This is a genomic window from Pseudomonas sp. KB_12 (assembly GCF_052114545.1).
Classification (GTDB): domain Bacteria; phylum Pseudomonadota; class Gammaproteobacteria; order Pseudomonadales; family Pseudomonadaceae; genus Aquipseudomonas; species Aquipseudomonas brassicacearum.
Window position 1 is genome coordinate 23,958 of the sequence record NZ_JBFREY010000025.1, and the last position, 25,724, is coordinate 49,681.

At 62.4% G+C, this 25,724-nt stretch carries 14 protein-coding genes; 11 read left to right on the forward strand and 3 right to left on the reverse strand.

All coding sequences use genetic code 11. The features are described from left to right. Positions 1–43 precede the first annotated feature (43 nt). From AB4Z20_RS19795 to AB4Z20_RS19805, 3 genes are all read left to right on the forward strand, one after another. Entirely contained in the window at positions 44–1,306 is a 1,263-nt protein-coding gene (locus AB4Z20_RS19795; RefSeq protein ID WP_320390430.1) for a serine hydrolase domain-containing protein, read from the forward strand. A gap of 118 nt (positions 1,307–1,424) precedes the next feature. Further along, complete coding sequence (locus AB4Z20_RS19800) at positions 1,425–2,762, forward strand: alginate export family protein (protein WP_320390431.1); 1,338 nt, start codon at positions 1,425–1,427, stop codon at positions 2,760–2,762. Between the two features lie 39 nt (positions 2,763–2,801). Then, positions 2,802–3,905, forward strand: a complete 1,104-nt coding sequence (locus AB4Z20_RS19805) for a polyamine ABC transporter substrate-binding protein (RefSeq protein ID WP_253474354.1) — start codon at positions 2,802–2,804, stop codon at positions 3,903–3,905. A gap of 68 nt (positions 3,906–3,973) precedes the next feature. Here the strand turns inward: AB4Z20_RS19805 and AB4Z20_RS19810 are convergent, their stop codons facing one another. Beyond that, positions 3,974–4,585, reverse strand: a complete 612-nt coding sequence (locus tag AB4Z20_RS19810) for a TetR/AcrR family transcriptional regulator (protein ID WP_253474357.1) — start codon at positions 4,583–4,585, stop codon at positions 3,974–3,976. A 478-nt stretch (positions 4,586–5,063) separates the two neighbouring features. Here AB4Z20_RS19810 and gabP point away from each other — a divergent pair, with 478 nt between their 5' ends. The 4 genes from gabP (at position 5,064) to AB4Z20_RS19830 (ending at position 11,208) form a co-directional block, all read left to right on the forward strand. Then, positions 5,064–6,464, forward strand: a complete 1,401-nt coding sequence (gabP, locus tag AB4Z20_RS19815; RefSeq protein WP_214512255.1) for a GABA permease — start codon at positions 5,064–5,066, stop codon at positions 6,462–6,464. Between the two features lie 307 nt (positions 6,465–6,771). Continuing rightward, a complete protein-coding gene (locus tag AB4Z20_RS19820; protein WP_253474360.1) occupies positions 6,772–8,493 on the forward strand; it encodes a type I secretion system permease/ATPase in 1,722 nt (573 codons plus the stop codon). Continuing rightward, positions 8,486–9,856, forward strand: a complete 1,371-nt coding sequence (locus AB4Z20_RS19825; RefSeq protein ID WP_214512257.1) for an HlyD family type I secretion periplasmic adaptor subunit — start codon at positions 8,486–8,488, stop codon at positions 9,854–9,856. Before AB4Z20_RS19820 ends, AB4Z20_RS19825 begins: the two co-directional genes overlap by 8 nt. 2 nt (positions 9,857–9,858) lie before the next feature. Beyond that, positions 9,859–11,208, forward strand: a complete 1,350-nt coding sequence (locus AB4Z20_RS19830) for a TolC family outer membrane protein (RefSeq protein WP_253474363.1) — start codon at positions 9,859–9,861, stop codon at positions 11,206–11,208. A gap of 606 nt (positions 11,209–11,814) precedes the next feature. Here the strand turns inward: AB4Z20_RS19830 and AB4Z20_RS19835 are convergent. Next, complete coding sequence (locus AB4Z20_RS19835; RefSeq protein ID WP_442090463.1) at positions 11,815–17,427, reverse strand: putative Ig domain-containing protein; 5,613 nt, start codon at positions 17,425–17,427, stop codon at positions 11,815–11,817. Positions 17,428–17,842: 415 nt separating this feature from the next. On the opposite strand from AB4Z20_RS19835, the gene AB4Z20_RS19840 reads away from it, so the two are divergent. The 3 genes from AB4Z20_RS19840 (at position 17,843) to hemN (ending at position 21,141) form a co-directional block, all read left to right on the forward strand. After that, positions 17,843–18,286 carry a CopD family copper resistance protein gene (locus AB4Z20_RS19840; protein WP_214512260.1) on the forward strand — a complete coding sequence of 148 codons (444 nt, stop codon included), beginning with the start codon at positions 17,843–17,845 and terminating at the stop codon, positions 18,284–18,286. A gap of 96 nt (positions 18,287–18,382) precedes the next feature. Beyond that, positions 18,383–19,756 carry a coproporphyrinogen III oxidase gene (locus AB4Z20_RS19845; RefSeq protein WP_442090464.1) on the forward strand — a complete coding sequence of 458 codons (1,374 nt, stop codon included), beginning with the start codon at positions 18,383–18,385 and terminating at the stop codon, positions 19,754–19,756. Beyond that, the gene (hemN, locus tag AB4Z20_RS19850) at positions 19,753–21,141 is read left to right on the forward strand and encodes an oxygen-independent coproporphyrinogen III oxidase (protein ID WP_253474369.1); all 1,389 of its coding nucleotides are present in this window, start codon (positions 19,753–19,755) and stop codon (positions 21,139–21,141) included. The genes AB4Z20_RS19845 and hemN overlap by 4 nt, the downstream gene beginning before the upstream one ends. A 199-nt stretch (positions 21,142–21,340) precedes the next feature. On the opposite strand, the gene AB4Z20_RS19855 is transcribed toward hemN, so the two are convergent. Then, a complete protein-coding gene (locus AB4Z20_RS19855) occupies positions 21,341–23,998 on the reverse strand; it encodes an excinuclease ABC subunit UvrA (RefSeq protein WP_253474372.1) in 2,658 nt (885 codons plus the stop codon). A 195-nt stretch (positions 23,999–24,193) separates the two neighbouring features. On the opposite strand from AB4Z20_RS19855, the gene AB4Z20_RS19860 reads away from it, so the two are divergent. Next, positions 24,194–25,672: a hypothetical protein gene (locus tag AB4Z20_RS19860; RefSeq protein WP_442090465.1), complete on the forward strand. Its 1,479-nt coding sequence runs from the start codon at positions 24,194–24,196 to the stop codon at positions 25,670–25,672. Positions 25,673–25,724 lie beyond the last annotated feature (52 nt).

Below are 25,724 nucleotides of genomic sequence, written 5' to 3' on the forward strand. Positions count from 1 at the left end.
CTGCATCTGCTTTCACGCAGAGTCATTTTGCAGGGGCAACCCGATGAATCAGAACACCGTGCCTTCACTGGCCAGTCTTTACGTCGAGACTCACGAATCGCCATTTGACGCACGCCTGGCGCCTTCGCTCATGCAAGGCTTTCCCGCCGAACCCCACCGCCGCGTCACCTGGCACAACTGGATGAGCCCACCGTTCAGCCAATGGGGTTTCCGCAACCTGGCGCGCTTGCGTCCTTCCATCGACGTGCAGGCCGGCAGCGGGCCGGTCAGCGCGTTCAAGCAGGCGCTCCAGCCGCTGGATGAGCTGCACTTCGACAGCGAGTGTGGCTTGAGCATCAGCGTGATCGATCACCTGGTCGCCAGCCAGACCGATGCTTTCCTGGTCCTGCAGGGCGACACCGTACTGTTTGAGCGCTACTTCAACGGCCAGTGTCCCGAGGACCGACACATCATGTTTTCGGTGACCAAGTCGCTGATCGGTGCCTTGGGCGAGCAACTGGTCTGCGAAGGCCTGCTGGACCCTACGTTGACCGCCACCCATTACGTACCGGAACTGGCGGGCAGCGCGTTCGGCGATGCGACCGTGCGCCAGTTGTTCGACATGGCGGTGGCCGTCGATTACAGCGAGGTCTATGAGGATCCGGATTCAGAGAGTTCCCAATACGGTTACGCCTGTGGTTTCCAGCCGGCGCCAGCGCAGTACGCGACCTTCGAATCCCTGTATCAGTACTTGCCCTCACTGAGGAAACGCGGCAGTCACGGCGGCTTTTTCCATTACGTGACGGCCACCACCGAGGCGTTGGCCTGGGTCATGGAGCGGGCGTCTGGCAAGGCTTGTCACCAGTTGCTGCAAGAGGTCTGGAGCCAGTTGGGTTGTGAGCGTGACGGCTACTTCCTGGCCGATCCCTGGGGCCGCAGCGTCGCCGGTGCCGGTTTCAGTGCGACCTTGCGTGACATGGCGCGCTTCGGTCGCCTGCTGGCCAACGATGGCCGCCAGGGTGGGACACAACTGCTCTCGGCCGAGGCCCTCGCCGGCATCGCCGCAGGGGCCGACCCGGCGATCTATGCCGCATGCGCCGATTTCTCGAGCTGGACCCCAGGCGCGTCCTACCGCAGCCAATGGTATGTCTTCAACGACCACAGCCAGGCGCTCATGGCCGGTGGCATCCATGGTCAATACCTGTTCATCGACAAACCGTCCGGCGTGGTGATCGTCAAGCAGTCGTCCCTGGGCGAGGCTGTCAGCCCATTCGACGGCGACAGCGTGCGCATGTTGCGCGCCATCGCGGCACACCTGACGCCCTGACTTCACCCGATAAACACAACAATTTTGCGTTCCGCTCACCTGGCCCCACCAGGTGTTGGCGCGGGTTTGCGCCGCCATTTACTGCCCTGTAACAACAATAATCACACAGGAGCTCCATATGGTTTCCATGATGCGTTTGTCCCGAACGTTCCTCGTGCTCGGGTTACCCTTGACCGCCCAGGTTGCCTGGGCGGGCTACACCTTCGAGGAGGGCAACCTCAAGGGCGAAGTCAACTTAACGGCCGGTGGCGCAGCCCTGTCCACCCGCAACGTCAATTTTGGCGGCGGCGTGGTGGACATGCGCAGCGGCAAGAATGGCGGCACGAAAATCGACTGGCAGGAGTTCTACGTCAAGCCGGGCATCAAGTTGGAATACGCCGTGCAGCCGGATTTCAGCCTGTTGGCTGGCGGCTCCCTGGTGGGCGCGACCACCTTCGGTGATGGCGATGCCGGTGGCTTCACCCGTAGCTCCGACGGCAAGGTGTCGACCGAAGAGTTCTATGGCGGTTTCCGGGCCGGGGAGTGGACGGTCACGGGCGGTCGCCAGAACTACATGATCGGCAACGGTTTCATCGTGATGGATGGCAACCTCGACCAGTTGAACGACGGCGCCTACTGGCTCGCCCCACGCACCGCCTTCAAGGATTCGGCGGTGATCGCCTGGGACCATGGCGCGTTGAAGGTCCAGGGCTTCAGCCTGGGCACCGACAGCGACCTGGGTGATTTCCGCATGAGTGGCGTGAACCTGGACTACAACCTCGACGACCAGGTGACGCTGGGCGCCACCGCGTTGAAGGTCAAGGCCATGGGGCCCAAGGGCAGCACGTTGCCGCGCCGCCGCGATGGCATGCTGGTGTACAACGTCAGGGCGTTGAACGCCAAGCTGCCGGGCATCGCGGACCTGACCCTCAATGCCGAATACGCCCTGGAGCGAGGCAGCGGCGAAGGCGTGGATTACGACGCCAAGGCCTGGTACGGCCAGGCGGATTACACCTTCGGCACGCTGCCGTTGACCCCGGTGATCGGCTACCGCTACGCGAGCTTTTCCGGCGACGACAACCTCACGGACAACCGACAGAAAGCCTGGGATCCGTTGAGCAAGGGCTTCGTCGACTGGAGCACCTGGCTGATCGGTGATGTCGTCGGCAACTACCTGCTGTTCAACAGCAACGAAAACGTCCAGCAGTTCTCACTCAAGACCCACCTCAACGAAACCCTTACGCTCGGTGCGATCCACTACCAGTTCTGGCTCGACGAAAAAAACTACATGGGCACCGCCGTCAGCGACAAACGGTTTGCCGACGAGAGTGTAGTCTTCCTGGATTGGGCGCCTTCGAAGTCGCTGTCCACCTCGCTGTCCTATAACTGGGTCAAGCCGATGGCAGCGGCCAAGCAAATCTTCGGCGACGACCGGAAATTCAGCGCGCTGGAACTCTACTTCACCTACCGCTATTAAGTGCCGCGAGCCTTCGCGGCCGCGCTGGAGTGTTTGATCATGCGTACATCTTTGCGTAATACCTTGTTGGGCGCTGTCGTTTCGATGCTGGTCAGTGGCGCAAGCCTGGCCGAAGAGCGGACGGTGCGAATCTACAACTGGATCGAGTACCTGCCGCCTGAAATCCTCAAGAGTTTCGAGGAGGAAACCGGCATCCGTCCCATCTACGATGTGTTCGACAGCGTCGAGACCTTGGAGTCCAAACTCCTGACCGGCAACTCCGGGTATGACGTGGTCTACCCGAGCAGTTCCAACGTCAGCCACCTGATTGCCGCCGGTGCCGTCCAACCCCTGGACCGCAGCCAACTGCCGAACTGGGAGCATCTGGACCCCGAGTTCATGAAGTCCCTGGAAGCGGTGGGCGACCCGGGTAACCGCTATGCGGCGCCGTACCTGTGGGGCACGACCCTGATCGGCTACAACGTCGACAAGGTGCGCCAGGTGCTGGGTGCCGATGTGCAAATGAACACCTGGGACATCCTGTTCAAGGAAGAGAACATGGCCAAGCTGGCCAGTTGTGGCGTGGGTCTGCTGGACGCCGCCAACGAGATCGTGCCCATTGCCTTGCACTACGAAGGGTTGGACCCCAACAGCGAGAAACGTGAGGATTACGCCAAGGCACAGGCAGCCATGCTCAAGGTTCGACCGTACATCACCTACTTCAATTCATCGCGCTATGGCATGGACCTGGCCAACGGTGAGATCTGTGTCGGGGTGGGTTGGTCCGGTGGGGTGGCCCTGGCCAAGCGACTGGCCGAAGACGCAGGGAAGGGGGTCAAGGTGGAGATGGCGCTGCCCAAGGAAGGCGCACCGATGTGGTCGGACGTGATGATGGTGCCCACCAATGCGCCTCATGCCAAGGAGGCTTACGCGTTCATCAACTACATCTTGCGTCCCGACGTCATTGCCCGGATCAGCAACAAGATCGGTTACCCCAACCCGAACAAGGACTCCACGACGCTGGTCAATGCTGAAATTCGCAACAACCCCGCCATGTATATACCGGACGAGGCGCGCAAGACTCTGTTCGCGTTGGAGCCGGTGCCGGCGGCGGTGGAGCGGATCCGCACCCGTACCTGGACCAGCATCAAGACGCATCGCTGATCAGTGTGACCCGGCGTTGCGGCGCCGGGTCCGTATCGGTGGAGTGTTCGTATCGGTGAAGTGTTCGCTCAGGCGCGCATGCCCAGGAAGAGCAATTCGGTGATACGTCGGACCTGGGTAGAGTGGGCCTCGATGTCCGGCTGTTCCTGGTTGACCAACCTGAACAGCTGCAAGTGCGAATAGTCGTTCAACAGGAAGGCGGCGAGGTCGACGTCGAGGTCGGCGCGCAGCTTTCCGGCCTGTTGCAATTCCCTGATCAGCCCACTGATTTCGGCCCTGAGCGCATCGTTCATGGCGCGATAACCCTCGGGCAGCCCGTTGTCGCCGCCAAACAGAATCAGCGGCAGCAACTCGCGCCAAAGGCTCGGATGCATGACCTCCAGCGCGTAACCGGTCAACAGTCGTTCCAGATAACACAGTGCTTCGACCGGGTCTTCGATTTCAGGGATCTGGTTGCGGGTGTCCGTGAGTGCGCGCTGGTCGGCGTCGTGCAGGATCTCCAGGATGATCTCCTGCTTGTTGCCGAAGTACTTGAAGACGGTAGGCGCCGATACACCGGCCTGGTTGGCGATCTGCTCGATGGTGGTGTTCTGGAAACCCTGGCGCTCGAACAGTTCGACCGCCGCCTTGCTGATGGCTTGGCGGCGTTCGGCTTTTTGACGTTCACGCAGTCCGCTCACGGGAGGTCCTTGTTGGAAAGCAGCGATTAAAGGCCTTGGTACACCAGCCCTGTGGGAGCGAGCTTGCTCGCGATAGCGTTGGATCAGTCGCATTGAAGTCGACTGAAATACCGCCATCGCGAGCAAGCTCGCTCCCACAGGGTTCCTGGTTAACAACAGACCGGGCATAGGCATGCAAAATACTTAACCCAGTAAAGTTTTTAAAGGGTTTATTTCATGGCTCTCCCTCAAGGACGGGGCTGAATGCCGCGATCCAGACGCCTGGCATGAGGCAAAACGCCATTCCTACTTGGCGAAATCAGGCACGGGGATGGCGCGTTCAGGTAACTAACTCGGGAGGGAAGACAGGTAACGTGGCGCGACTTTTCAACGGCCATGCACACGTTCGCGACGGGGACCGTCTTCAGGAGAGGATGAAATCACAAGCACCGACCGTCCCTAAGCGCGTCTCAATGTTCGATCACAAGAGAATAAGAAAATGACCAGCCCCAGCTTCAAGGATTCGAACGGCCATTTGGCACAGGGCTTCAAGCCTCGTCACGTCACCATGCTGTCTATTGCCGGAATCATCGGTGCGGGTCTGTTCGTGGGATCGGGCCATGCCATTGCCGCCGCCGGCCCGGCCGTCATGCTGGCCTATCTGTTCTCCGGGCTGTTGGTGGTCCTGGTCATGCGCATGCTGGGCGAGATGGCGGTTGCCAATCCGGACACCGGCTCCTTCTCCACCTATGCCGACCAGGCCATCGGACGCTGGGCAGGCTTCACCATCGGTTGGCTCTACTGGTGGTTCTGGGTGCTGGTGATTCCCATCGAAGCGTTGGCCGCCGGTCATGTGCTGAACCAGTGGTTTCCCGCCGTTGATGCCTGGCTGTTCGCCTCGGTGTCGATCGTTCTGTTGGCCGTGACGAATCTGTTCAGCGTGTCCAAATACGGCGAGTTCGAGTTCTGGTTCGCCATGGCCAAGGTCGTGGCAATCATCGGCTTCATCTCCCTGGGTTTCGCGGTGCTGATGGGGTGGATTCCCGAGCGTGAAGCCAGCGGCCTGAGTCGCTTGATGGAGGAGCATGGCGGGTTCGCCCCCAATGGCCTGTCGGCGGTGGTGGGCGCGTTCATTACCATCATGTTCAGCTTCATCGGTACGGAGGCAGTGACCATCGCAGCAGCCGAATCCGATAACCCTGCGCAGAACATTGCCAAGGCCACCCGTTCGGTGATCTGGCGCATTGGTGTGTTCTACCTGCTGTCGATCTTCGTGGTCATTTCCGTGGTCCCCTGGAACGATCCGCTCCTGGCTTCAGTGGGTTCCTACCAGCGGGCGCTGGAGCTGATGAACATTCCCCACGCCAAATTCCTGGTGGACGTGGTGGTGTTGATCGCCGTGGCCAGTTGCATGAACTCCTCGATCTACATCGCCTCGCGGATGCTGTACTCCCTGGGGCGCCGCGGCGATGCGCCAAAGGCACTGAAGGTCACGTCCTCGGCCGGTGTGCCACGGTCGGCGGTGATTGCCAGTACCGTGCTGGGCGCGGGTGTCACCTTGTTCAGCTACTTCATGCCCGCCGGCCTGTTCCAGTTCCTGCTCGCCAGCTCCGGCGCGATCGCCTTGCTGGTGTATCTGGTGATCGCCATCTCGCAACTGCGCATGCGCCGGATGTTGCAACGGCAGAATATCGAGCTGCCTTTTCGCATGTGGTTGTTCCCCTGGCTGACGTGGTTGGTCATCGTGTTCATCTCGGCGGCGCTGGCGGTCATGATGGTCACGCCCGAGCATCGCAGCGAGGTCAGTACCACCCTGGGCCTGGCGCTGATCATTTCCTTTATCGGCCTGGCGACATCGCGGCATTCGCCTCAGCCTGAGAGCGTCGCCTCCCTCGGTTAGCCTGTCATTTCTGCCCTGTTGACGTCACGTTACTGGCGTCAACAAAACCGCCTTTTCAGCCCATTCAAGACGCAAAAACCTCCGTCCTGAAGCGCGGCCCGTCCGCCTGTCACCCACTTGCAAGCACACCCCTGCAAACCGGCACTAACCCGCGCCTGCGTTGTCAGTAATTGGCGCCTGTAGGGATGAGGATCGCCCCTGATAACAGCACGCCAGCTGGATTAGTTTTTTCTCGATCACTCTCGGGAAAAAAGCCTTGCGATGGATTGCGTCCTGGACCGACCATTTCTCTTGCAGGCGATTTCCCATGGGGTTTCTACTCGATCCGCGTCATGACATTGATGCTGCCTTATTGAGCTACCGCCGGGTGTTCTGGGCGCTGGCATTGTTCAGTGGCGTGATCAATCTGCTGGTGCTGGTGCCGTCGCTCTACATGATGCAGGTCTACGACCGGGTCCTGACCAGCCGCAACGAAACCACCTTGTTCATGCTCACCTTGATGGCCCTGGGGCTGTTCATGTTCAGTGCCCTGATCGAGTGGGTCCGTGGCGAGGTGATGATTCGCATGAGCGCGGGGCTGGACGAAGCCTTGGGCGAGCGGATTTTCGACGCCGCTTTTGCCCGCAGCCTGCGCGAGCACAACGCCAACCCGGCGCAGGTGCTCACCGACCTGGCGACGTTGCGCCAGTTGATCACCGGGCAGGGTTTGATCGCGTTGCTCGACGCCCCTTGGCTGCCGATCTTCCTGCTGGTGGCGTTCATCTTTCACCCCTGGTTCGGCGTGCTGACGCTGGTGCTCGCCCTGGTGCTGATCGGCTTGGCGCTATGGGGTGAACTGGCGACGCGCACGCGCCTGGGCGAAGCCAATCGCCTGGGGGTGCAGTCGTCGATCTATGTCAACAGCACGCTGCAGAATGCCGAAGTCATCCAGGCCCTGGGCATGCTTGGACCATTGCGCCAGCGCTGGAGCTTGTTGCAGCAGCGCATCATTGCCGCCCAGGCCCATGCCAGCGATCGCGGCGCGCGCATCACCTCGGCGACGCGGTTCGTGCGCATCTCCGGGCAGTCCCTGTCCCTGGGCCTGGGAGCCTTGCTGGTGCTCGAAGGCCAACTGTCGGCGGGCATGATGATTGCGATGTCGCTGTTGCTGGGGCGGGCCCTGGCACCCGTGGAAATCGCCATCGGCTCGTGGAAACAATTCAACGCCGGGCGCCAGAGCTACCAGCGCCTGAGCCAACTGCTGGCCCAGCACCCGCGCGAGCGCCTGCGCATGCCGTTGCCACCGCCCACCGGCGCGGTGCGCCTGGAACAGTTGTATGTCGGTCCGCCAGGTGCTTCGCAGCCGATCCTGCGCGGGATCAATTTCAGCCTCGCCAAAGGCGATGTGCTGGCGGTGGTCGGGCCCAGCGCCAGTGGTAAATCGACACTGGCGCGCGCCTTGGTCGGGGTCTGGCCGGCCATGGGCGGGTCGGTGCGGCTGGACGATGCCGAGATCAGCCAGTGGTCCCACGACGCCTTGGGTCCCTACCTTGGATACCTGCCACAGGACATCGAGTTGTTCGATGGCACGGTCGCCGACAACATCGCCCGCTTCGGTGAGCAGGACGCCGACAAGATCATCGCCGCCGGGCGTCATGCCGGCATCCACGAAATGATCCTGCGCTTTCCCAAGGGCTACGACACGCCGCTGGGCCCTGGTGGGCTTGGCTTGTCCGGTGGGCAAAAACAACGCCTGGGCCTGGCTCGCGCGCTCTACGGGCGGCCATCGCTGATCGTGCTCGATGAGCCCAACTCCAACCTCGATGAAGCCGGAGAATTGGCGCTGGTGCAGGCCATCAGTACGCTCAAGGCGGCTGGCAGTACCGTGGTGTTGATTACCCACCGTCCCAACGTACTGGCGGTGGTCGATCACATCCTGGTGCTCAAGGACGGTACTCAACAAGCGTTCGGCCCTCGGGACCGGGTGCTCAAGGCATTGATGCCGGGGCCGAGACCGGCCGCAGTCAGGGAGGCGGGCGGCGATGCGTGATCTGACTCCGGGGGCGCAAGCGTATAGCGAGCAAGGGCTGAGCGTGCGCAGCACCACGACGCTGCCCAGCGCCAGCACCGACGCCGGGAGCGCGGCGCGTTATGGCGTGGGATTCCTGGTCCTGACGCTGGGCGGTTTCCTGCTCTGGGCCTGCCTGGCGCCGCTCGACCAAGGGGTGGTAGGCAGTGGCACCGTGGTGGTGGCGGGGGAGCGCAAGGCCGTGCAGTCGCTGGTCGGCGGAGTAGTGGAAAAGCTACTGGTCAGCGACGGCGACCGCGTCACCCAGGGGCAATTGCTCGTGCAGCTCAATACGGTGCAGGCGCAATCGCAACTGGACGTGACCCTGGGCAAGCTTCTCAATGATCGCAGCATCGAAGCGCGCTTGATTGCCGAGCGCCTGGGCAACGCCGAGATCCAATGGCCCGCGGACCTGCTGGCCCACGCCGACGAACCGCGAGTCAAGGCGGCCATGGCCTTGCAGAGCCAGTTGTTCATCACCCGCCGCGCGGAGCTGGGCAGCCGCTTGCAGATCATCGAGCACGAAGCCGCGGCCTTGCAGCAGCAATTGCTTGGCTACGAAGGCGTCAAGCGCAACTACGACGCGCAGATGCGCTTCCAGCAGCAGGAGCTCGAAGGCCTGCGTGATTTGGCCCGGGAGGGCTACGTTCCGCGCAACAAACTCTTCGAGGCCGAGCGCAACGCAGCCCAGTTGGCGGGGCAGATCGCCTCGGGGGTGGGTGATGTCGGCAGGACTCGCCAGGCGATCAACGAAAGCCGGCTCAAGGCCTTGCAGGCGCAGCAGGAGTTCCGTCGCGATGCCGAAACCCAGCTCAGCGAAGTCTCGGCCGAGGCCGCCGGTTATGCCGATCAGATTCGTGCCTTGCAGTTTGAAGTCGACAACGGTGCGATCCGTGCGCCGGTGGCCGGGCAAGTCATGGACGTGAGCATTCATACCGTCGGCGGTGTGGCACAGGCCGGCCAGACCCTGATGCAGGTCGTGCCGCTGGATGCACCGATGGCGATCACCGCGCGTTTCGAGCCGCTGATGGCCAACAAACTGCGCCCGGGCCTGCCGGTGCATGTGCATTTCACCGCGCTGCAACGGGTGGATACGCCGACGGTGACCGGCACGGTGACGACGGTGTCGGCGGACCAGTTGATCAATGAGCAGACACACCAACCGTACTTCTCCGCCAAGGTCGAGATTCCCGCCGACACCGTGGTTGCGTTGCAGAGCGCCGGCCTGCTGGTGCGCCCGGGCATGCTCGCCGACGTCACGGTGGTGACGGGCGAGCGCACCTTGATGAATTACCTGATGAAGCCTTTGCGTGAACGCTTGCTTGCAGCCTTCAAGGAGGAATGAGCATGGTCGATCGTTGTCGCTACCGTTTGCGTGTATTGCTGAGCCTGTGTGCGGGTTGGGCGGCGCTCAGTCCGGTGTGGGCCGCTGAGGGAGGCCTGAGCCTGACCGCCGCCTATGATGCCTCGCGCCTCAACGATCCGACCGTGCAGTCGGCTGCCCACGCTTTTGAAGCTTCGCGGCATGAAGAGGACATCGGGCGTGGCGGCCTTTACCCGCAAGTGTCGCTAAGCTCGCGCTACGGCTACGGCGGGCGGACCGACGGCGGTGACGACAACACCTACGTCAACAGCAACGATTACCAGGCGAACAACGTGACCCTGGCGGCGCAACAGCCACTCTACGACAAGGCACGCTGGGCGGCGTACCAGGAGGGCAAGGCGCGCGGTCAACTGGGCACCCAGGTGTTCGATGTGGCCGGCCAGACCCTGTATGACCGGGTGGCGAAGGGGTATTTCGATGTCGCTCGGGCCGAGAACGAGATCAAGTTGATCGTCCAGCAGAAGAGCGCTATCCAAGGTTTGGTCGTTCAAAGTAAAAAGCTTTATGAAGGCGGCCAAGGCGCGATCACCGATATCGACGAAGCCCAGGCGCGGCTCGACCTGGTGCAAGCCCAGGAGGCTGAAGCCCAGGCGCGGCGCGTGGCGGCGTTGCGGGCCTTGTCCGGGCGTGCCAGCGTGCCCATCGATGACATCCTGCCGATGCGCGAAGAACTGGCTGCCGGTAGTCCGATCCCGCCGGAGCAGGACTTGCCGTACTGGACGGCGATTGCCCGTGAAGCCAGCCCCGAGCTGGCTGCCCGGCTGGCGGCGGTGAAAGTCGCCGAGGCCCAGGCTGACAGCCAGCGCGCCGGGCATTATCCAACCTTGTCGCTGACCACCCAGTTGACCCGCCGGGAAACCCGTCAATACCAGGAACTCGACCCGCGCCAGGACACCTACTACGTGGGTGTGCAATTGGATATTCCGTTGTACCGCGGCGGGGCGGTACGGGCCTCGGTGGCCAAGGCCGAAGCGCAACTGGCCGGCGCCCAGTCCGACTACGACGTGCAACGCCAGCAACTGGCCGAGGATATCGAGACCGATTACCTGGGCGTCGTCGCCGGGTTTACCAAGAGCAAGGCCATGCAGCGGGCGGTGGAGTCGAATCAGCGAGCACTGACCTCGACGGAAAAAGGCTTCCAGGGCGGTGTGCGCTCCACGGTGGATATTCTTGACGCGCAGCAGCGGCTGTTCCAGGCCCGTCGAGACCTGCTCAATACCAAGCTCGACATGCTGCAAAGCTATGTGAGCCTGCACACCCACACTGGCCAGATGAATCGTGCGGTGCTGGAGCAGGTACAAAGCTTGTTCTAGACCATCAGTGCTCAAGTTTGCACTTATCCCTGTGGCGAGGGAGCTTGCTCCCGCTGGGCTGCGGTAGGAGCTGCCGAAGGCTGCGATCTTTTGATCTTTCACTTAACACTCAACAAGGCCTGAAAAGATCGCAGCCTCGCTTCGCTCGACAGCTCCTACAGCGCAGCCGAGCGGGAGCAAGCTCCCTCGCCACAAAAACGGTCCGGGCCCAGTGCATGCCTTCAGCACAACACGCCCCCCTGTGGGAGCGAGCTTGCTCGCGATGGCGGAGGGTCAGCCAGCATCAATGTTGAATATTCCGAGGCCTTCGCGAGCAAGCTCGCTCCCACAGTTTGATCTGTGGTTGTCCTTGATTTTTATGGCGCCGCCAGTCCCCTTGTGGGAGCGAGCTTGCTCGCGATAGCGGTGGGTCAGCCAGCATCAATGTTGAATATTCCGAGGCCTTCGCGAGCAAGCTCGCTCCCACAGTTTGATCTGTGGTTGTCCTGGAATTTTCTGGCACAGCACGACCCTGTGGGAGCGAGCTTGCTCGCGATAGCGGTGGGTCAGTCAGCATCCTTGCTGAAGGTGCCGCCGCTATTGCGGGCAAGCCTGCTCAGGGGGCAATCAGGCGGTGAAGTCGCTGGCGTGCAGCTCCTTGACGCCGACCAGTTCGAATTCGAACTCGGGGGTAGCGTTGGCGTTGGTACTGCCGGAGAGGATGCCATCGGCAAAGCGCAGCTGGCCGGTGGCGTTGGTGGGGTCGAAGGCGTTGCTGCCGATGAACGTGAAGGCATCGACTGTGGCGGTCAGCGGGTTGGCGTCCAGGCCGGTGAGGTCCAACTTGTCGAACTCCGCGCTTTTGAAGCCGCTGATCACATCGCGCAAGGCCCCGACGCCCATGTCCGACAGCGCACCAAACGCGTAGGTGTCCGCGCCAGTGCCACCGTTGAGGTTGTCGGTGCCTGCGCCGCCGATCAATCGGTCATCGCCCGAACCACCCACCAGCGTATCGTTGCCGGCCCCACCGTCGAGGACGTTCGCCGCGCTGTTTCCCGACAGCGTGTCGGCGTAGGCGCTTCCCTTCAGGTTCTCGATGAACTTCAAGGTGTCGAGCCCGGACCCCACGGTGTTCTGTTGCGCCGACGTCGAGAGGTTGACGGTCACGCCGGACAGCGCGCGTTCGAAGCTGGCCGTGTCAATGCCATCGCGTCCATCCAGTACATTGTTGCCGGCCCCGGCGAACAGCGTATTGTCCAGCGCATTGCCGGTGCCATTGGCGGCGCCGGTGCTATCGACATACAGGTTCTCGACGTTGTTGCCCAAGGTATAGGCCGCCAGGCTGCTGTGTACGCTGTCGATCCCGCCGGTCACGGTGTTGCTGTTGGTCTCGATCACACTGTCATCGGCATTGTCGACAAAGTAGCTGTCGTTGCCATCGCCACCGCTCATGCTGTCGGCCCCCGCAGCGCCGTCGAGTACGTTATGGGCGGCATTGCCGGTGATGAAGTTGCGCCGTTCATTGCCGGTGCCGTCGATCTCCGACACGCCGGTGAGCACCAGGTTTTCCAGATTGGCGCCCAGGGTCCAACTGACCGAGGCTTGCACCGTGTCGATCTGCGACGTCGAGGTGTTGGTTTCCACCACGCTGTCGAAGGCATTGTCGACCACGTAGATGTCGTTGCCGTCGCCACCGGTGAGGGTGTCGGCGCCCAGGTCGCCGTTCAGCGTGTCGTTGCCCGAACTGCCCACCAGGGTGTCGTCCTGGTCGGTACCGGAGATCATCCCGCCCTGGTTCTGGGCGTTGTCGAAGATGTCCTGCACGCTGTTGTTGTCGTTGGGATTGCCATGGAAGCCCAGGTCATCGGCAATGTAGTCCGCCAGGCGTTGACCGACGATTTCCGCCGACTCCTCGTGCAGGTGCCAGACGTCATCGGGATACACCAGCGGGTCGACTTCGTAGCGCAAGGGCAGGTCGGTGTAGTCCACCGCCAGCTTGACGTCGGCGCGCTCGGCGGCCATGGCTTCCTGGGCGGCGCGCACATAACCGACGCCCTCGACGATGGACGCGATCTTCTCTTCCGAATATCCCCGGGCCCGAGCCGCGTCTTCTGAGTAATGACCGGTTTCCATCAGGTACACACTGAAATTGCCGAACTGGGCGTGCAGGTAATCGAAGACTTTCAGGGTCGCGGCCTTGTACGCCGCCGCAGCTGCGGCTTTGTCCGTGGCGCGGGCGATTTCCTGGGCGGCTTCCTCGCCCTGGCCCCAGATGATGCCCATGGTGACATTATCGATCGCCTGCAGTTCGGTGCGCTGGTCGCGCAGCAATGTCACTGCCCGCAACAGCGCCTGCCCGGGTTGGTTGGTGTCGGTCAGCCACCAGCACAGCTTGAGTTCCTCGGCGCTGAGCGTGGACAGGCCGTTGACCGTGCTGCCGCCCACCGCGATGTCGATGCCGTTGCCATCGGCATCGGTGAACTGGCTGCGCACGTCATAGGTGGTGTAGCGGTCCAGGTCATTGACCAGCATCGAGGTGCCGGATTGGTTGTCGTCCTCGGTCATGCGCAGCAGGCGCGCGTTGGATTGGCCGAGGGTCGGCAGGTAGAGAATGTCCTGCTGGGCGCGCTCGCCGAAGACGAAGTCGCTGGCGGTGAGGGTGTTGAGGTAGTTGCCGTTGAGGGCGATTTCGAAGCGATTGCCGTCGGCATCGGCTTCGGCGGACTTGATGTAGGTCTTGTCGCCGGCTGCGTTCAGGGTCATGTACAGCGTGCCGTTGCTGCCATCGCCGAGGCCGAGAAAGCCCAGCCCCGAGACGTTGATTTTGTCGACGCCGACGGTGAAGTCATAAATCGTGTCGGTGGCCGTGACGCCCCCGGTGTCGTAGTCGCGGTAGCTGTCGAGCAGGTTGCTGTAGCGGAACGTGTCGGCACCGTCGCCGCCGTACAGCGAGTCGCGTCCGGCGCCGCCGTCGACGATGTCCGCACCGGTGCCGGCCTTGATCGTGTCGTTGCCGCCCAGGCCAAGGATCAGGTCCGCGCCGGTCGTACCGTTGAGGGTCTCGGCATTGTTGGTGCCGGTGATCGTGTTGGCGGGCGCATCGGCCACCACCAGGGCGAAGTTGTCACTGACCGAGGCGCCCGACGGGTCGGTGGCCTTGACCAGCACGTCGTAGTTGCCTGCCGCAGTGCTGGTCGGCGTGCCGCTGAAGGTCAGGCTGGTGGCATTGAAACTCAGCCAGGCGGGCAGGGCGCTGCCGTTGGCGAGGGTCGCGGTGTAGGTCAGTACATCCTGGTTGGCGTCGGTGAAGCTGTTGCTGGCCACGGTGTAGCTGAACGGTGTGCTTTCACTGGCGTTCTGGTCCAGCAGCGGGGTGGCCACGACCGGCGCCACGTTGGTTGGGGTGTTCTGGTCGGCGAAGACAAAGTGACTGGCCGTCAGGCTGCTGAGGAAGTTGCCTGCCATCGAGACCTCAAACCGGTTGCCGTTGGCATCGACCGTCAGGTCCTTGAGGTAGGTGCGGTTGGTCGACGAACTGTAAGTGACCTGCAGGGTGCCGTTGAGCCCGTTGCCCAGGCCGGTATAGCCAAGCGCCGACACATCGATCTTGTCCGCAGTCAGGTCGAAGTCGAGGATCTGGTCACTGGCGCTGGTGGAACTGGTGCGGTAGCTGTCGAGTTTCGAGGTGTAGCGGAACACATCGGCCCCAGTGCCGCCGGTGAGCTTGTCCACCCCGGTGCCGCCGACCAGGATGTCGTTGCCGGCGCCGCCATTGAGGGTGTCGTTGCCCGCGCCACCGAACAATTGCTCATTGGCTGCGGTGCCGGTCAGCGTGTCGTTGTTCGGCGTGCCATTGATCACAATGGCGGTGGGAACGTCCTGCACGGCGAGGGTAAAGCTGTCGCTGACGGTGGCGTTGCTGCCGTCGCTCGCAGTGACCTGGATGGCGTAGGTGCCCGACGCGGTGTCGGGTGGCGTGCCGCTGAAGGTGCGGGTGGCGGCATCGAAGACCAGCCAGCTGGGCAGGGCGCTGCCGTTGGCGAGTTTGGCGGTGTAGCTCAGGCTGTCGTTGTCCGGATCGGTGAAACTGGTGGCCGGCACCACGTAGCTGAACGGAGTGTTTTCGGTCGCGTTCTGGTCCACCAGCGGCGTTGCCAGTACCGGCGCCTGGTTGGTCGGCGAGGTGGTGGCGAAGACGAAGTTGGCGCTGGTCAGGGTGTTGAGGTAATTGCCATCCAGCGCCACTTCGAAGCGGTTGCCATTGGCGTCGGCTTCCAGGGACTTGATGTAGGTCTTGGTGCCGCCACTGTTGAGCACCAGGTACACGGTGTTGTTCTTGCCGTCCCCCAGGCCGGTGAAGCCCATGGCGGAGAGGTCGATCTTGTCGGCGCTGATGTTGAAGTCGGTGATCAGGTCGCCGAGGTTGGCGCCGCCGGTGTTGTAGTTGCGGTAACTGTCCAGGCGGTTGGCGAACACGAAGGTGTCCGCCCCGGCGCCCCCGGTGAGGGTGTCCATGCCAGCACCGCCGTCGAGCTTGTCGTCGCCGGCGGCGCCACTGAGGCTGTCATTGCCCGCCAGGCCGAGCAGGGTGTCGGCCGCATCGCTACCCAGCAGCGAGTCGCTGCCGCTGGTGCCGGTGATCACGCGATTGAAGATGAAATTACTGGCGGTCAGGGTACTGGTCAGGTTGCCCGTGAGGATCAGTTCGAAGCGGTTGCCACTGGCATCGGCGTCGAAGTCCTTGATGTAGGTGCGGTTGTTGCTGGCGCTGTAGCTGACCTGCAGGGTGCCGCCACGGCCGTTGCCCAGGCCGGTGAAACCGAGGCCGGCGAGGTCGATCTTGTCCTGGGTGACGTCGAAGTCGGTGATGGTGTCATCGAAACTGGTGGTCGCGTTGCGGTAACTGTCCGACTGGGCGACGAACCGGAACGTATCGGCACCGGTGCCACCGGTGAGTTTGTCGATACCGGCGCCACCGACGAGGATGTCGCCACCGGCCGCGCCATTGATCGTGTCGTTGCCCGCGCCGCCATAGAAAATCTCGCTGGCGGCGCTGCCGAGCAGGGTGTCGTTGCCCGCCGTTCCTTGCACGGTGGTCATCGGCACCGTCGCACTGACGTAGCTGCCGTCGCCATAGACCAGCGTGGCGCCATTGCTCGTGTGGCTGATGGTGTTGGCGATGATCGCGTTACGGTCGGTGCCGTCTTCGTTGCGCTCTGCAACGCCGTAGGTCGACAGGTTGCTGCCGCTGATGATGTTGCCCTGGATGGTGTTATCGCTGCCGTTGAAGTACTTGCCGGACACACCCAGGGTGTCGTCGTAGGACTGGATGATGATTTCCGGTACGGCGCCGCCCAGGGAATTATTGTTGAGGGTGTTGTCGATGATTTCGACGTGGTTGCTGCCGTAGATGCGGATCCCGGCGCTGCTGTTGTCGTGGATGTCGACGCCGGTGACGGTCACTTCGCTGGAGAGCTTGATCAGCACGCCTTCGGCGCCGTTGCCATACACCTCGCCGCCGGTGATGGTGATGTTGTTGGGCGAGGGGATGTCCTCGCTGCCGCGCTGGATCACGATGCCATTGCCGCCGTTGTCGTAGGCGACGTTATTGGTCATGGTGAAATCGTGGGTGCTGGTGACGACGTTGAAGCCGTGGCGGTCGTTGTCGTAGGCGACGTTGTTTTCGAAGGTGCTGTCGCTGAGGAAGTCGGCGACGAAGCCGTCCAGGCCGTTGCCGTGGGACACGCTGTTCTTGATGACCATGTTGACGGTTTGCTCGTGGGGGTCGAAACCGTACCCGGAGCAATCCTTGATCTCGACGCTGTCGAGGGTGACGTTGGAATCGTAGCCTTCCTGGCCTGGAATGTAGCCGTTGAACCAGCCGTCGACCTTGCCGGTGGTGCTGTCACGGTTGCCGTCGATGGTGAGGTTGCTGACGCCGAAGTCGTGGGTCTCCTCGCCGTAGGCCGAGCGGATGATGCCGGTGATCTTGGTGTCGGAGCCGTCGACCAGCTTGACCGTGGTCTCGCCCATGCCGTCGCCGTACAGATAGACGTTGCTCTTGAGCATCAGGCAGCCATCGGAAGGTTCCACTCCTCCCGAAACGATGTAGGTGCCGGTCGGCATGTACACCTGCCCACCGCCGGCCGCGGCCGCCGCATCAATCGCACTTTGGATGGCTGCCGTGTCGTCGGTGATGCCATCTCCTTTGGCGCCAAAATTTTGTACGTTGAAAATCATGAGCTTATCTCCGTATCAGGCTTAAACCTAGGTAGACGTCAACATTCCATCGACGACCTTCGTGTTATGACCCAACGGAGCGCAAAAGTTGTGACCGCATATCGGGGAAAGTGTCAAAAAGCCGGACTAACTGATCAGCGGTTGTGTATGGGTTGCGCAGGCGCAACGTTCCGTTGACGCTTTCTCAACGCCGACGATGCTCTTTCCTGTGGGAGCGAGCTTGCTCGCGATAGCGGTGCACCAGTCAACCTTGATGCAACTGATCCGACGCTTTCGCGAGCAAGCTCGCTCCCACAGGGTTTGGTGGTGTGGCAGGCAGTGCGGTTTCCTTGATTGGCATCAACCCCACTTTCGGGATGGCGCGATAACCTCGAATAAACCATCGCCCCACTGAAGAGGGCGACTGAGGAACCCCATGAGTTATCCGCTGTTTCTGACCTTGCACCTGTTTGCCGCGCTGGTTTTCATCGGCACGGTTTTCTTCGAAGTCCTGTTCCTGGAGAGCATTCGCAAGCAATTGCCTGCCAAGGTCATGGTGCTGCTGGAGCAAGGCATCAGCCAACGCGCCCGGCAGTTGATGCCGTGGGTGCTGCTGGTGCTGTTCGGCGCGGGCATTGGCATGGTCTGGCTGCGCTATTGGCCGGTGCTCTCGTCACCGTTGCAATCGTCCTTCGGTTTGCTGCTGGGGCTCAAGATCCTGTTGGCGGGCAGTGTGCTGGGCCATTTCCTCTGGGCCATGTGGCTGTTCAGGAGCGGGCGCATGAACGCCCGCTACGTGCACATCATCCATACCAGCGTGTTCCTGCACATGGTCGCGATCGTGCTGCTGGCCAAGGCCATGTTCTACGTCACCTGGTAAGCGCCGGTGACGTGGTTCCAAGGCGCTTGATACAGGTCAAGGTGACCCGGCGGGTTACCCCGCAAACTGCTTGCGCACAGCCACTCGGAGATTGTCATGTTCGACCCGTTCCATACCCTCGGTGAGCGACCTTCGGGCCGTGCGCCTGTGGTGGCTGATTTCGATTGTCCGGTCGGTACACGTAGATTCCACACAGGCATCGGTTCACTCGACCTGCTTCGAGGGTTGCGCAGCAGCCGTCAGAAACGACGGCCCCTGTCCGTGGCGGTGCACCTGCCTTCGCGCTTGCGGCTGGCGTCGTGTTCGCCCCTGGCCAGTGACTGCCGCTGCGGCGAGATCGAGGGCTACCTGCAACGCCTGACGTATGAGATGGGGCTGGTCGGTTGCCACTTGGGCGCAGGGCGGCACGTCGAGCAGTTTTGCCTGACCGGCGGCACACCGGTGATCGCTCATCTGCAGAAGTTGATGAGTGACCTGCGCAAGCGCTTCGACTTCAGTGAATACGACGGCGGCGACCACAGCATCGAGGTGGACCTGCACCACACGGATTGGTCGACCATGGGCCTGATCCGTGACCAGGGTTTCACTCATGTCAGCATCGGCGTCCCCGACATTGGCGTCGACAGCGACCTGTCGGTCGATTGCTACCAGAATCCGGCTCCGATCCATTCGTTGATCGATGCGGCGCGCACCTTTGGTTTTCGCTCCATCAACATTGACCTGGGCTACGGTCACGCTTGGCAGACACCCAGCAGTTTCGCCCTGAAACTGGCGACGCTGATCGAACTGGAACCGGACCGGCTGCACGTTTTCGACTATGCCCGCGCGCCTTATCGTTACCGCTCGAAGAACACCGGGGTGGCCGGTGCCTTTTGCAGCCCGGCTGATAAGGACGCCATGCGGCGGATCTGCTGCGAGCAACTGATTGGCGCCGGTTATCACTACATCGGCCTGGGCCAGTTCGTCAGGGCCGACGATGACCTGGCGGTGGCCCAGGAGCACGGACGCCTGCATCGCAATTGCCAGGGTTTTACCCGTCACGGTTGCTGCGATCACGTGGGCTTCGGGCTGTCGGCCATTACTCAGATCGAGCACCTGTACGTACAGAACACCGACGACCTGCATCAATATTGCCAACAGCTGGACGCCGGGCAGTTGCCGGTGCGTCGCGGCTGGCGCTGTGACGCGCAGGATCAGGTCAAGGCGAGCGTGACCGAGCAGCTGTCCTGTGACCTGGAGCTGGATATCCTGGCCATCGAGGCACGCTTCGGCCTGGTGTTTCGCGAGCATTTCGCGTCCGTCTGGCCGTCGCTGGAAGTGTTGCATGACCAGGGATTGATCGAACTGTCGAGCCGGTTTATCGGCATCCTGCCCGCCGGGCGCTTGAACGTGGATGCGATCTGCAATCTGTTCGACTCAGGACTGGATGACGCAGGCCCACACCCTTTTGAAAAGTTGAACCCATCATGAATGCTGCATCCGGTTTCAATCGTGCCCTGGTGGAGAAATACGACCGCCCGGGGCCGCGCTACACCTCTTATCCGACGGCGCCGCAGTTCCACCAGGCCTTTGCCATGGACGAATACCAGCAGGCTGCCCTGCGCAGCAACCAGGCGCCGCAGCCCAAGCCGTTATCGGTGTACATCCATATCCCGTTCTGCCAGAGCCTCTGCTATTACTGCGCATGCAATAAGATCATCACGCGCAAGACCCATCGTGCCGTCGAATACCTGACCTACCTCAAGCGCGAAATTGCCCTGCAGGCGGGCTTGTTCGATCGCTCGCGCAAACTGACCCAGCTGCATCTGGGCGGGGGCACGCCGACTTACCTGACCCATGAGCAACTGGCCGACCTGATGGACTGCCTGCACCAGTCGTTCGACATGGACGACAGCGACGCCCATGAGTTTTCCATCGAGGTCGATCCGCGGACCGTCGATGCGCAACAGATCCAAGGCCTGCGTCAGCTGGGGTTCAACCGCCTGAGCTTCGGCGTCCAGGATTTCGATGCCCAGGTGCAGATCGCCGTCAATCGAGTGCAAAGCGAAACCCAGGTCGTCGAGCTGGTGGAAGCCGCGCGCGTGGCGCGCTTCAAGTCGGTCAGCGTCGATCTGATCTATGGCCTGCCTTTGCAGACCATCGCCAGTTTCGATGTCACCTTGAGCAAGATCATCGCCCTGCGTCCGGACCGGATCGCGGCCTACAGCTACGCCCACCTGCCGCAACGGGTGCGGGCGCAACGGATGATCCGACCAGAAGACATGCCGCCGCCAGAGCGCAAGCTGGAGTTGCTCGAGCTGACCATCAATCGCCTGACTGAAGCCGGCTACGTCTACATCGGCATGGACCACTTTGCCTTGCCGGATGACGAACTGGTGCGCGCCCGCGCCCAGGGCAGCCTGCAGCGTAATTTCCAGGGTTATTCCACCCACGCCGACTGCGACCTGATTGGCCTGGGGGTCTCCTCGATCGGCAAGGTGGGCGACAGCTACAACCAGAACGTCAAGGAGCTTTCCCAGTATTACGCCCGGTTGGATCAAGGCTTGCTGGCGGTGCAGCGTGGTTATCGGCTGAGCGACGACGATCGCCTGCGGCGCGAGGTCATCAGCGAATTGATGTGTCACGCACGCATCGATTTCGGCCGGATCGAGAGCGCCCACGGAATTCGATTTACCGAGTACTTCGCCGATGCCCTGGAGCGGCTCCAGGAGCTGGTGCGCGACGGGTTGCTGGACCTTCGCGACGACGAGCTGGTGTTGTTGCCCCAGGGGCAATTGATGATGCGCAACGTGGCCATGGCTTTCGACGCGTACCTGGGGGCGGACCAGACGGTTCAGTATTCGCGTACGGTCTGAAAACTCAAGCTCGCGCTGGGTCTGTAGGAGCTGGCGAAGCCTGCGATCTTTTGATCGTTCCCACGCTCTGCGTGGGAATGCATCCCGTGACGCTCTGCGTCACATTCCAGAAACGGAACGCGGAGCGTCCCTGGCGACATTCCCACGCAGGAGCGTGGGAACGATCGACGGGGGGCGTGGGCGGGATTTGGGCCAGGTTTTATCTTCCAGGCTGCAAAGCCCTTTTCAGAAACTCCGCCGTCCGGCTTTCCCGGCAGGCCGCGACTTCCTCCGGAGCCCCGCAGGCCACGACGTTCCCACCTTGGGAACCCGCGCCCGGGCCGATGTCGATGACCCAGTCACTCTGCGCCACGACGCGCATGTCATGTTCCACCACAACCACCGTGTGACCGTCCTCCACCAGGCGATTCAACTGCACCAGCAAGCGATCCACGTCTTGGGGATGCAGCCCATTGGTGGGCTCATCCAACACATACAACGTCGCCCCCCGGGCCTTGCGCTGCAGTTCTGTCGCCAGCTTGATCCGCTGGGCTTCGCCGCCGGACAGCTCCGTGGCCGGTTGGCCCAGGCGCAGGTAGCCCAACCCGATATCCTGCAGCACCTGCAATGAGCGCCTGGCCGCCGCTTGTTCGGCAAACACCTCGAGTGCCTGGTTTACGGTCAGTTGCAGCACTTGGGAAATGTCCAGGCCTTGCCAGTTCACCGCCAGGGTCTGCGGGTTGTAGCGCGCGCCGTGGCAGGTGGGGCAGGGCGCGTACACGCTGGGCATGAACAACAATTCCACGCTGACGAAACCTTCACCTTCACAGGTCTCGCAACGGCCCTTGGCGACGTTGAAGGAAAACCGTCCGGCATCGAACCCCAGTGCTTGCGCCTGCGCTGTCGCGGCGAACAGTTTGCGCACGTGATCGAACAGCCCGGTGTAGGTGGCGAGGTTGGAACGCGGGGTGCGGCCGATGGGTTTCTGGTCCACCTGCACCAGCCGCCTGACCGCTTCAAGCCCAGCGGTAACGCGCCCGCCGCTGGTTTGCACGGGTTCGTCTTCCAGGCTTTGCTCATCGGGTTCGGCGTTGGGGCTGGCCTGGCCCAGGTGGGCGCCGACCAGATCCAGCAGGGCCTGGCTGACGAGGCTGGATTTGCCTGAGCCGGAGATGCCGGTCACGGCGGTGAAGCAACCCAAGGGAAAGGCCGCGCTCAAGTTGTCGAGGTTGTTGCGGGTGATGCCTTCCAGGCGCAGCCAATCCCTGGGCGTCCGAGGGCTGCGTGCCGTAACGTGTTCCTCACCAAAGAGGTAGGCGCGGGTGCGTGATTCCGGCACTTGGCCAAGGCCTGCTGGCGGGCCGCTGTAGAGGACTTTCCCGCCTTGTTCGCCGGCGTCCGGGCCGACGTCGATGAGCCAGTCGGCGCGGCGCATGGTATCGAGGTCATGTTCGACCACAAACACCGAGTTGCCCGCTGCCTTGAGGCGTTGCAAGGCGCCAAACAGCGCCTCGCTGTCGGCCGGATGCAGGCCGGCGGAGGGTTCGTCCAGCACGTAGATCACCCCGAACAACTGGGAATTGAGCTGAGTCGCCAGGCGCAGGCGTTGCAGTTCGCCGGACGAAAGCGTCGGCGTGCTGCGTTCCAGGGCGAGGTAGCCCAGGCCCAGGTCGATCAGGGTGACGATCCGCTCCAGCAGCTCGGCGGCGATGCGTTGGGCGGCCAGGCGTTTCTCCAGGGAGAGGTTGGGAGTGTGGCGCGCGTCGGGCCCACCCGCGTGCGGGTTGTCGCCCCTGGCGGCGCGTTGCTCGCGGGCTTCTCGGGTTTGCTGGTGGCTGAGGACGTCCCCGGTTTCTTCGGCCTGACCCAGGTAGTCGGGTGCCAGGACGCGCTTGAGCACTTCGGCCAGTTCAAGCAACGGCAGGTGCGACAGTTCGGCGATGTCCAGGCCGGCAAAGGTCACGGTCAACGCCTGGCGTTTGAGGCGCTTGCCTTCGCACACGGGGCAGGGGCTGGCGCGCATGTATTGCGCCGCGCGTTTGCGCATCTGCGCGCTTTGGGAACGCATGAACGTGTGCAGCAGGTAGCGTCGGGCGCCGCTGAACGTGCCCTGGTAGCTCGGTTCGAGCTTGCGTTTGAGGGCGGCGCGGGTCTGGGCCGGGGTGAGCCCGGCGTATACGGGAACGGTAGGGGTTTGTTCGGTGAAGAGAATCCAGTCCCGCTGCTTCTTCGGCAGTTCGCGCCAGGGGATGTCGACGTCATAGCCCAGCGTCACCAGGATGTCCCGCAGGTTCTGGCCCTGCCAAGCCATGGGCCAGGCGGCCACGGCGCGCTCGCGGATGGTCAGCGACGGGTCCGGCACCATGGACGCTTCGGTCACCTCATAGACCCGGCCCAGGCCATGGCATTCCTGGCAGGCACCTTGTGGCGTGTTGGGCGAGAAGTCTTCGGCGTAGAGCATCGGCTGGTCGGCCGGGTAGCTGCCGGCGCGGGAGTAGAGCATGCGAATCAGGCTCGACAGGGTGGTGACGCTGCCCACCGATGAGCGTGCGCTGGGGGTGCCGCGCTGTTGCTGCAAGGCGACTGCCGGCGGCAGGCCCTCGATGCTGTCCACGTCCGGCACGCCCACCTGATCGATCAGGCGTCGTGCATAGGGTGCGACGGACTCGAAGTAGCGACGCTGGGCTTCGGCGTAAAGCGTGGAGAAGGCCAGCGACGATTTGCCGGACCCCGACACACCGGTGAACACCACCAGGGCATCGCGGGGGATGTCCACGTCGACGTTCTTGAGGTTGTGTTCGCGGGCGCCACGCACCCGGACGAAACCGGTGCCTTGCGGCACGTCAGCGGTTGAAGCGTGGGCGGAGCGTGGGGGCATCGGGCATTCCTTGTGGACGTTGGTGCAACGCTTCAGGGCGTTATGGCGCTGCATTATGGCGATGGCAGAGTGGACTGGATCACAGCGCTGACAATTATGCGACCGGGTTCAACCGTTCGCGTGCGATAAAAATTTACTCCGGGTGCAAGAGATGAGAAAAGCTCTGCAGATTTTTCCCATGGATACGGACGCCTCATGCCTCGATCGAAGTTGTTCTCCACACTGTTCGTCGCGCTGCTGGCCGGTGCCGCGCTCTGGTACATCTGGATGATTGCCAGCGCCAAGCTGGAGTTGGGCGGCGATAGTCCTGACGAGCAACAAGTCGGTGAAGTGAAGGACACCGAGTTGCGAGCGATGACCTCGTATTGCACGGGCGTGACGGTGACGCCACAGGGAACCTGGCTGGTGGCGCGCCTGGAGAGGGAGGCCCGGGAGCTCGAACCGTCCGCTGAGGTGTTGGACCTGGATGCGCTGGTCTATGGCCAGCCGAAGCAGCCCAATGAACCGGAAGAGTCTGGAACCTTTGCCGGTTTGTTTTCTCATGGTGACAAGGAAACCACCTTCATTTCCCGCCTGGACGCCCAAGGGCAATTTCAGCTGGTGGCACATGTCAGCGGCAGCGCTTGTATGGTGGCCAGCCCCGACGGCACCAGTGTGTTCCTGCTCACGGGCCTTCGTCGGCCTGAAACGGCGAATACCCATGATCCCGATCAGACCGTGGTCTTTCGCACGGATGATCAAGGCCAGCGCTGGACCTGGTTGACCAAGGGTTGGTTTCCCGAGGCCGAATCGTTGGCCTGGAGCCTGGCTCCCTATTTCCACGGCTCGAATGAAGTCTGGGCCGTGGGCACGCCGGACGCGGTGGATGAAGACGGCGATGAAGAGAAGCCGACTGCCGTTTCCACCGGTGTCTTCTACTCGGCTGATCGGGGGGCGAACAGCGCGCCGATAATGGCGCCCGAGTCGCTGCTGGTGCCCGCCAAATACGCCCACGGCAAACGCCCTGACATCACTGACTGGGGCACGAATACAGATGAACATGGGGAAATCCAGACCAATGTCCTGCAACTGGATGCACAGACGGCCTTTATCTGGGTGTCCCAACGCTTCTGGGGCGTCCATCCAGATGGCGTGAGCGACAATATCGCGATCAACGTCACCACACGGGCCCGGTTGCAAGCCAAGGCCGGGCAGTGGCAGGTGGCCGACGTACAGCGTGCCGACAACCTGTTTGTGAGCAAGCTGATACAGAACGACGCCGGGCGGGTGATTGGGCTGATTGAGCAGGGTGACCGTGGGCGAGATGTTGTCGCCGAACTGGATACCGCCGCGCTGACCTGGACGACCATGGGTGAGCTGCCCAGTGTGTTTGCACCCCTGGCATCGCAGACCCAGGTGCGCGGCGACAATCTCTGGCTGGGCCAGAACACCCTGCTGATCAACACAACCAGCGATCACCATCCGCCGCGCTGGCTCTACTGGTGGTCGGACGCGAACATCTCCGCCGATGGGGTGTTCTATTCCAAGGATTGGGGGCGCTCCTGGCAGCGCCTCGCCATCGACGGTTACCTGGGCATTCTCGGCTTTCAACCGGCGCAGGACCGGGTGTTCTGGGCCAATGGCAACTGGTACGACAATAATGACGGTCGTATCTATTCCTATGGGTTGCGCTGAGCACAGATAGTCCCTGACACACGCACCGCCGAACCGCTCTTGTGGCGAGGGA

Excerpts from the sequence above, each read along its gene's own strand:
- AB4Z20_RS19795 (WP_320390430.1), top strand. The coding sequence starts at position 44 with ATGAATCAGAACACCGTGCCTTCACTGGCCAGTCTTTACGTCGAGACT.
- AB4Z20_RS19800 (WP_320390431.1), top strand. The coding sequence starts at position 1,425 with ATGGTTTCCATGATGCGTTTGTCCCGAACGTTCCTCGTGCTCGGGTTA.
- AB4Z20_RS19805 (WP_253474354.1), top strand. The coding sequence starts at position 2,802 with ATGCGTACATCTTTGCGTAATACCTTGTTGGGCGCTGTCGTTTCGATG.
- gabP (WP_214512255.1), top strand. The coding sequence starts at position 5,064 with ATGACCAGCCCCAGCTTCAAGGATTCGAACGGCCATTTGGCACAGGGC.
- AB4Z20_RS19820 (WP_253474360.1), top strand. The coding sequence starts at position 6,772 with ATGGGGTTTCTACTCGATCCGCGTCATGACATTGATGCTGCCTTATTG.
- AB4Z20_RS19825 (WP_214512257.1), top strand. The coding sequence starts at position 8,486 with ATGCGTGATCTGACTCCGGGGGCGCAAGCGTATAGCGAGCAAGGGCTG.
- AB4Z20_RS19830 (WP_253474363.1), top strand. The coding sequence starts at position 9,859 with ATGGTCGATCGTTGTCGCTACCGTTTGCGTGTATTGCTGAGCCTGTGT.
- AB4Z20_RS19835 (WP_442090463.1), bottom strand. The coding sequence starts at position 17,427 with ATGATTTTCAACGTACAAAATTTTGGCGCCAAAGGAGATGGCATCACC.
- AB4Z20_RS19840 (WP_214512260.1), top strand. The coding sequence starts at position 17,843 with ATGAGTTATCCGCTGTTTCTGACCTTGCACCTGTTTGCCGCGCTGGTT.
- AB4Z20_RS19845 (WP_442090464.1), top strand. The coding sequence starts at position 18,383 with ATGTTCGACCCGTTCCATACCCTCGGTGAGCGACCTTCGGGCCGTGCG.
- hemN (WP_253474369.1), top strand. The coding sequence starts at position 19,753 with ATGAATGCTGCATCCGGTTTCAATCGTGCCCTGGTGGAGAAATACGAC.
- AB4Z20_RS19855 (WP_253474372.1), bottom strand. The coding sequence starts at position 23,998 with ATGCCCCCACGCTCCGCCCACGCTTCAACCGCTGACGTGCCGCAAGGC.
- AB4Z20_RS19860 (WP_442090465.1), top strand. The coding sequence starts at position 24,194 with ATGCCTCGATCGAAGTTGTTCTCCACACTGTTCGTCGCGCTGCTGGCC.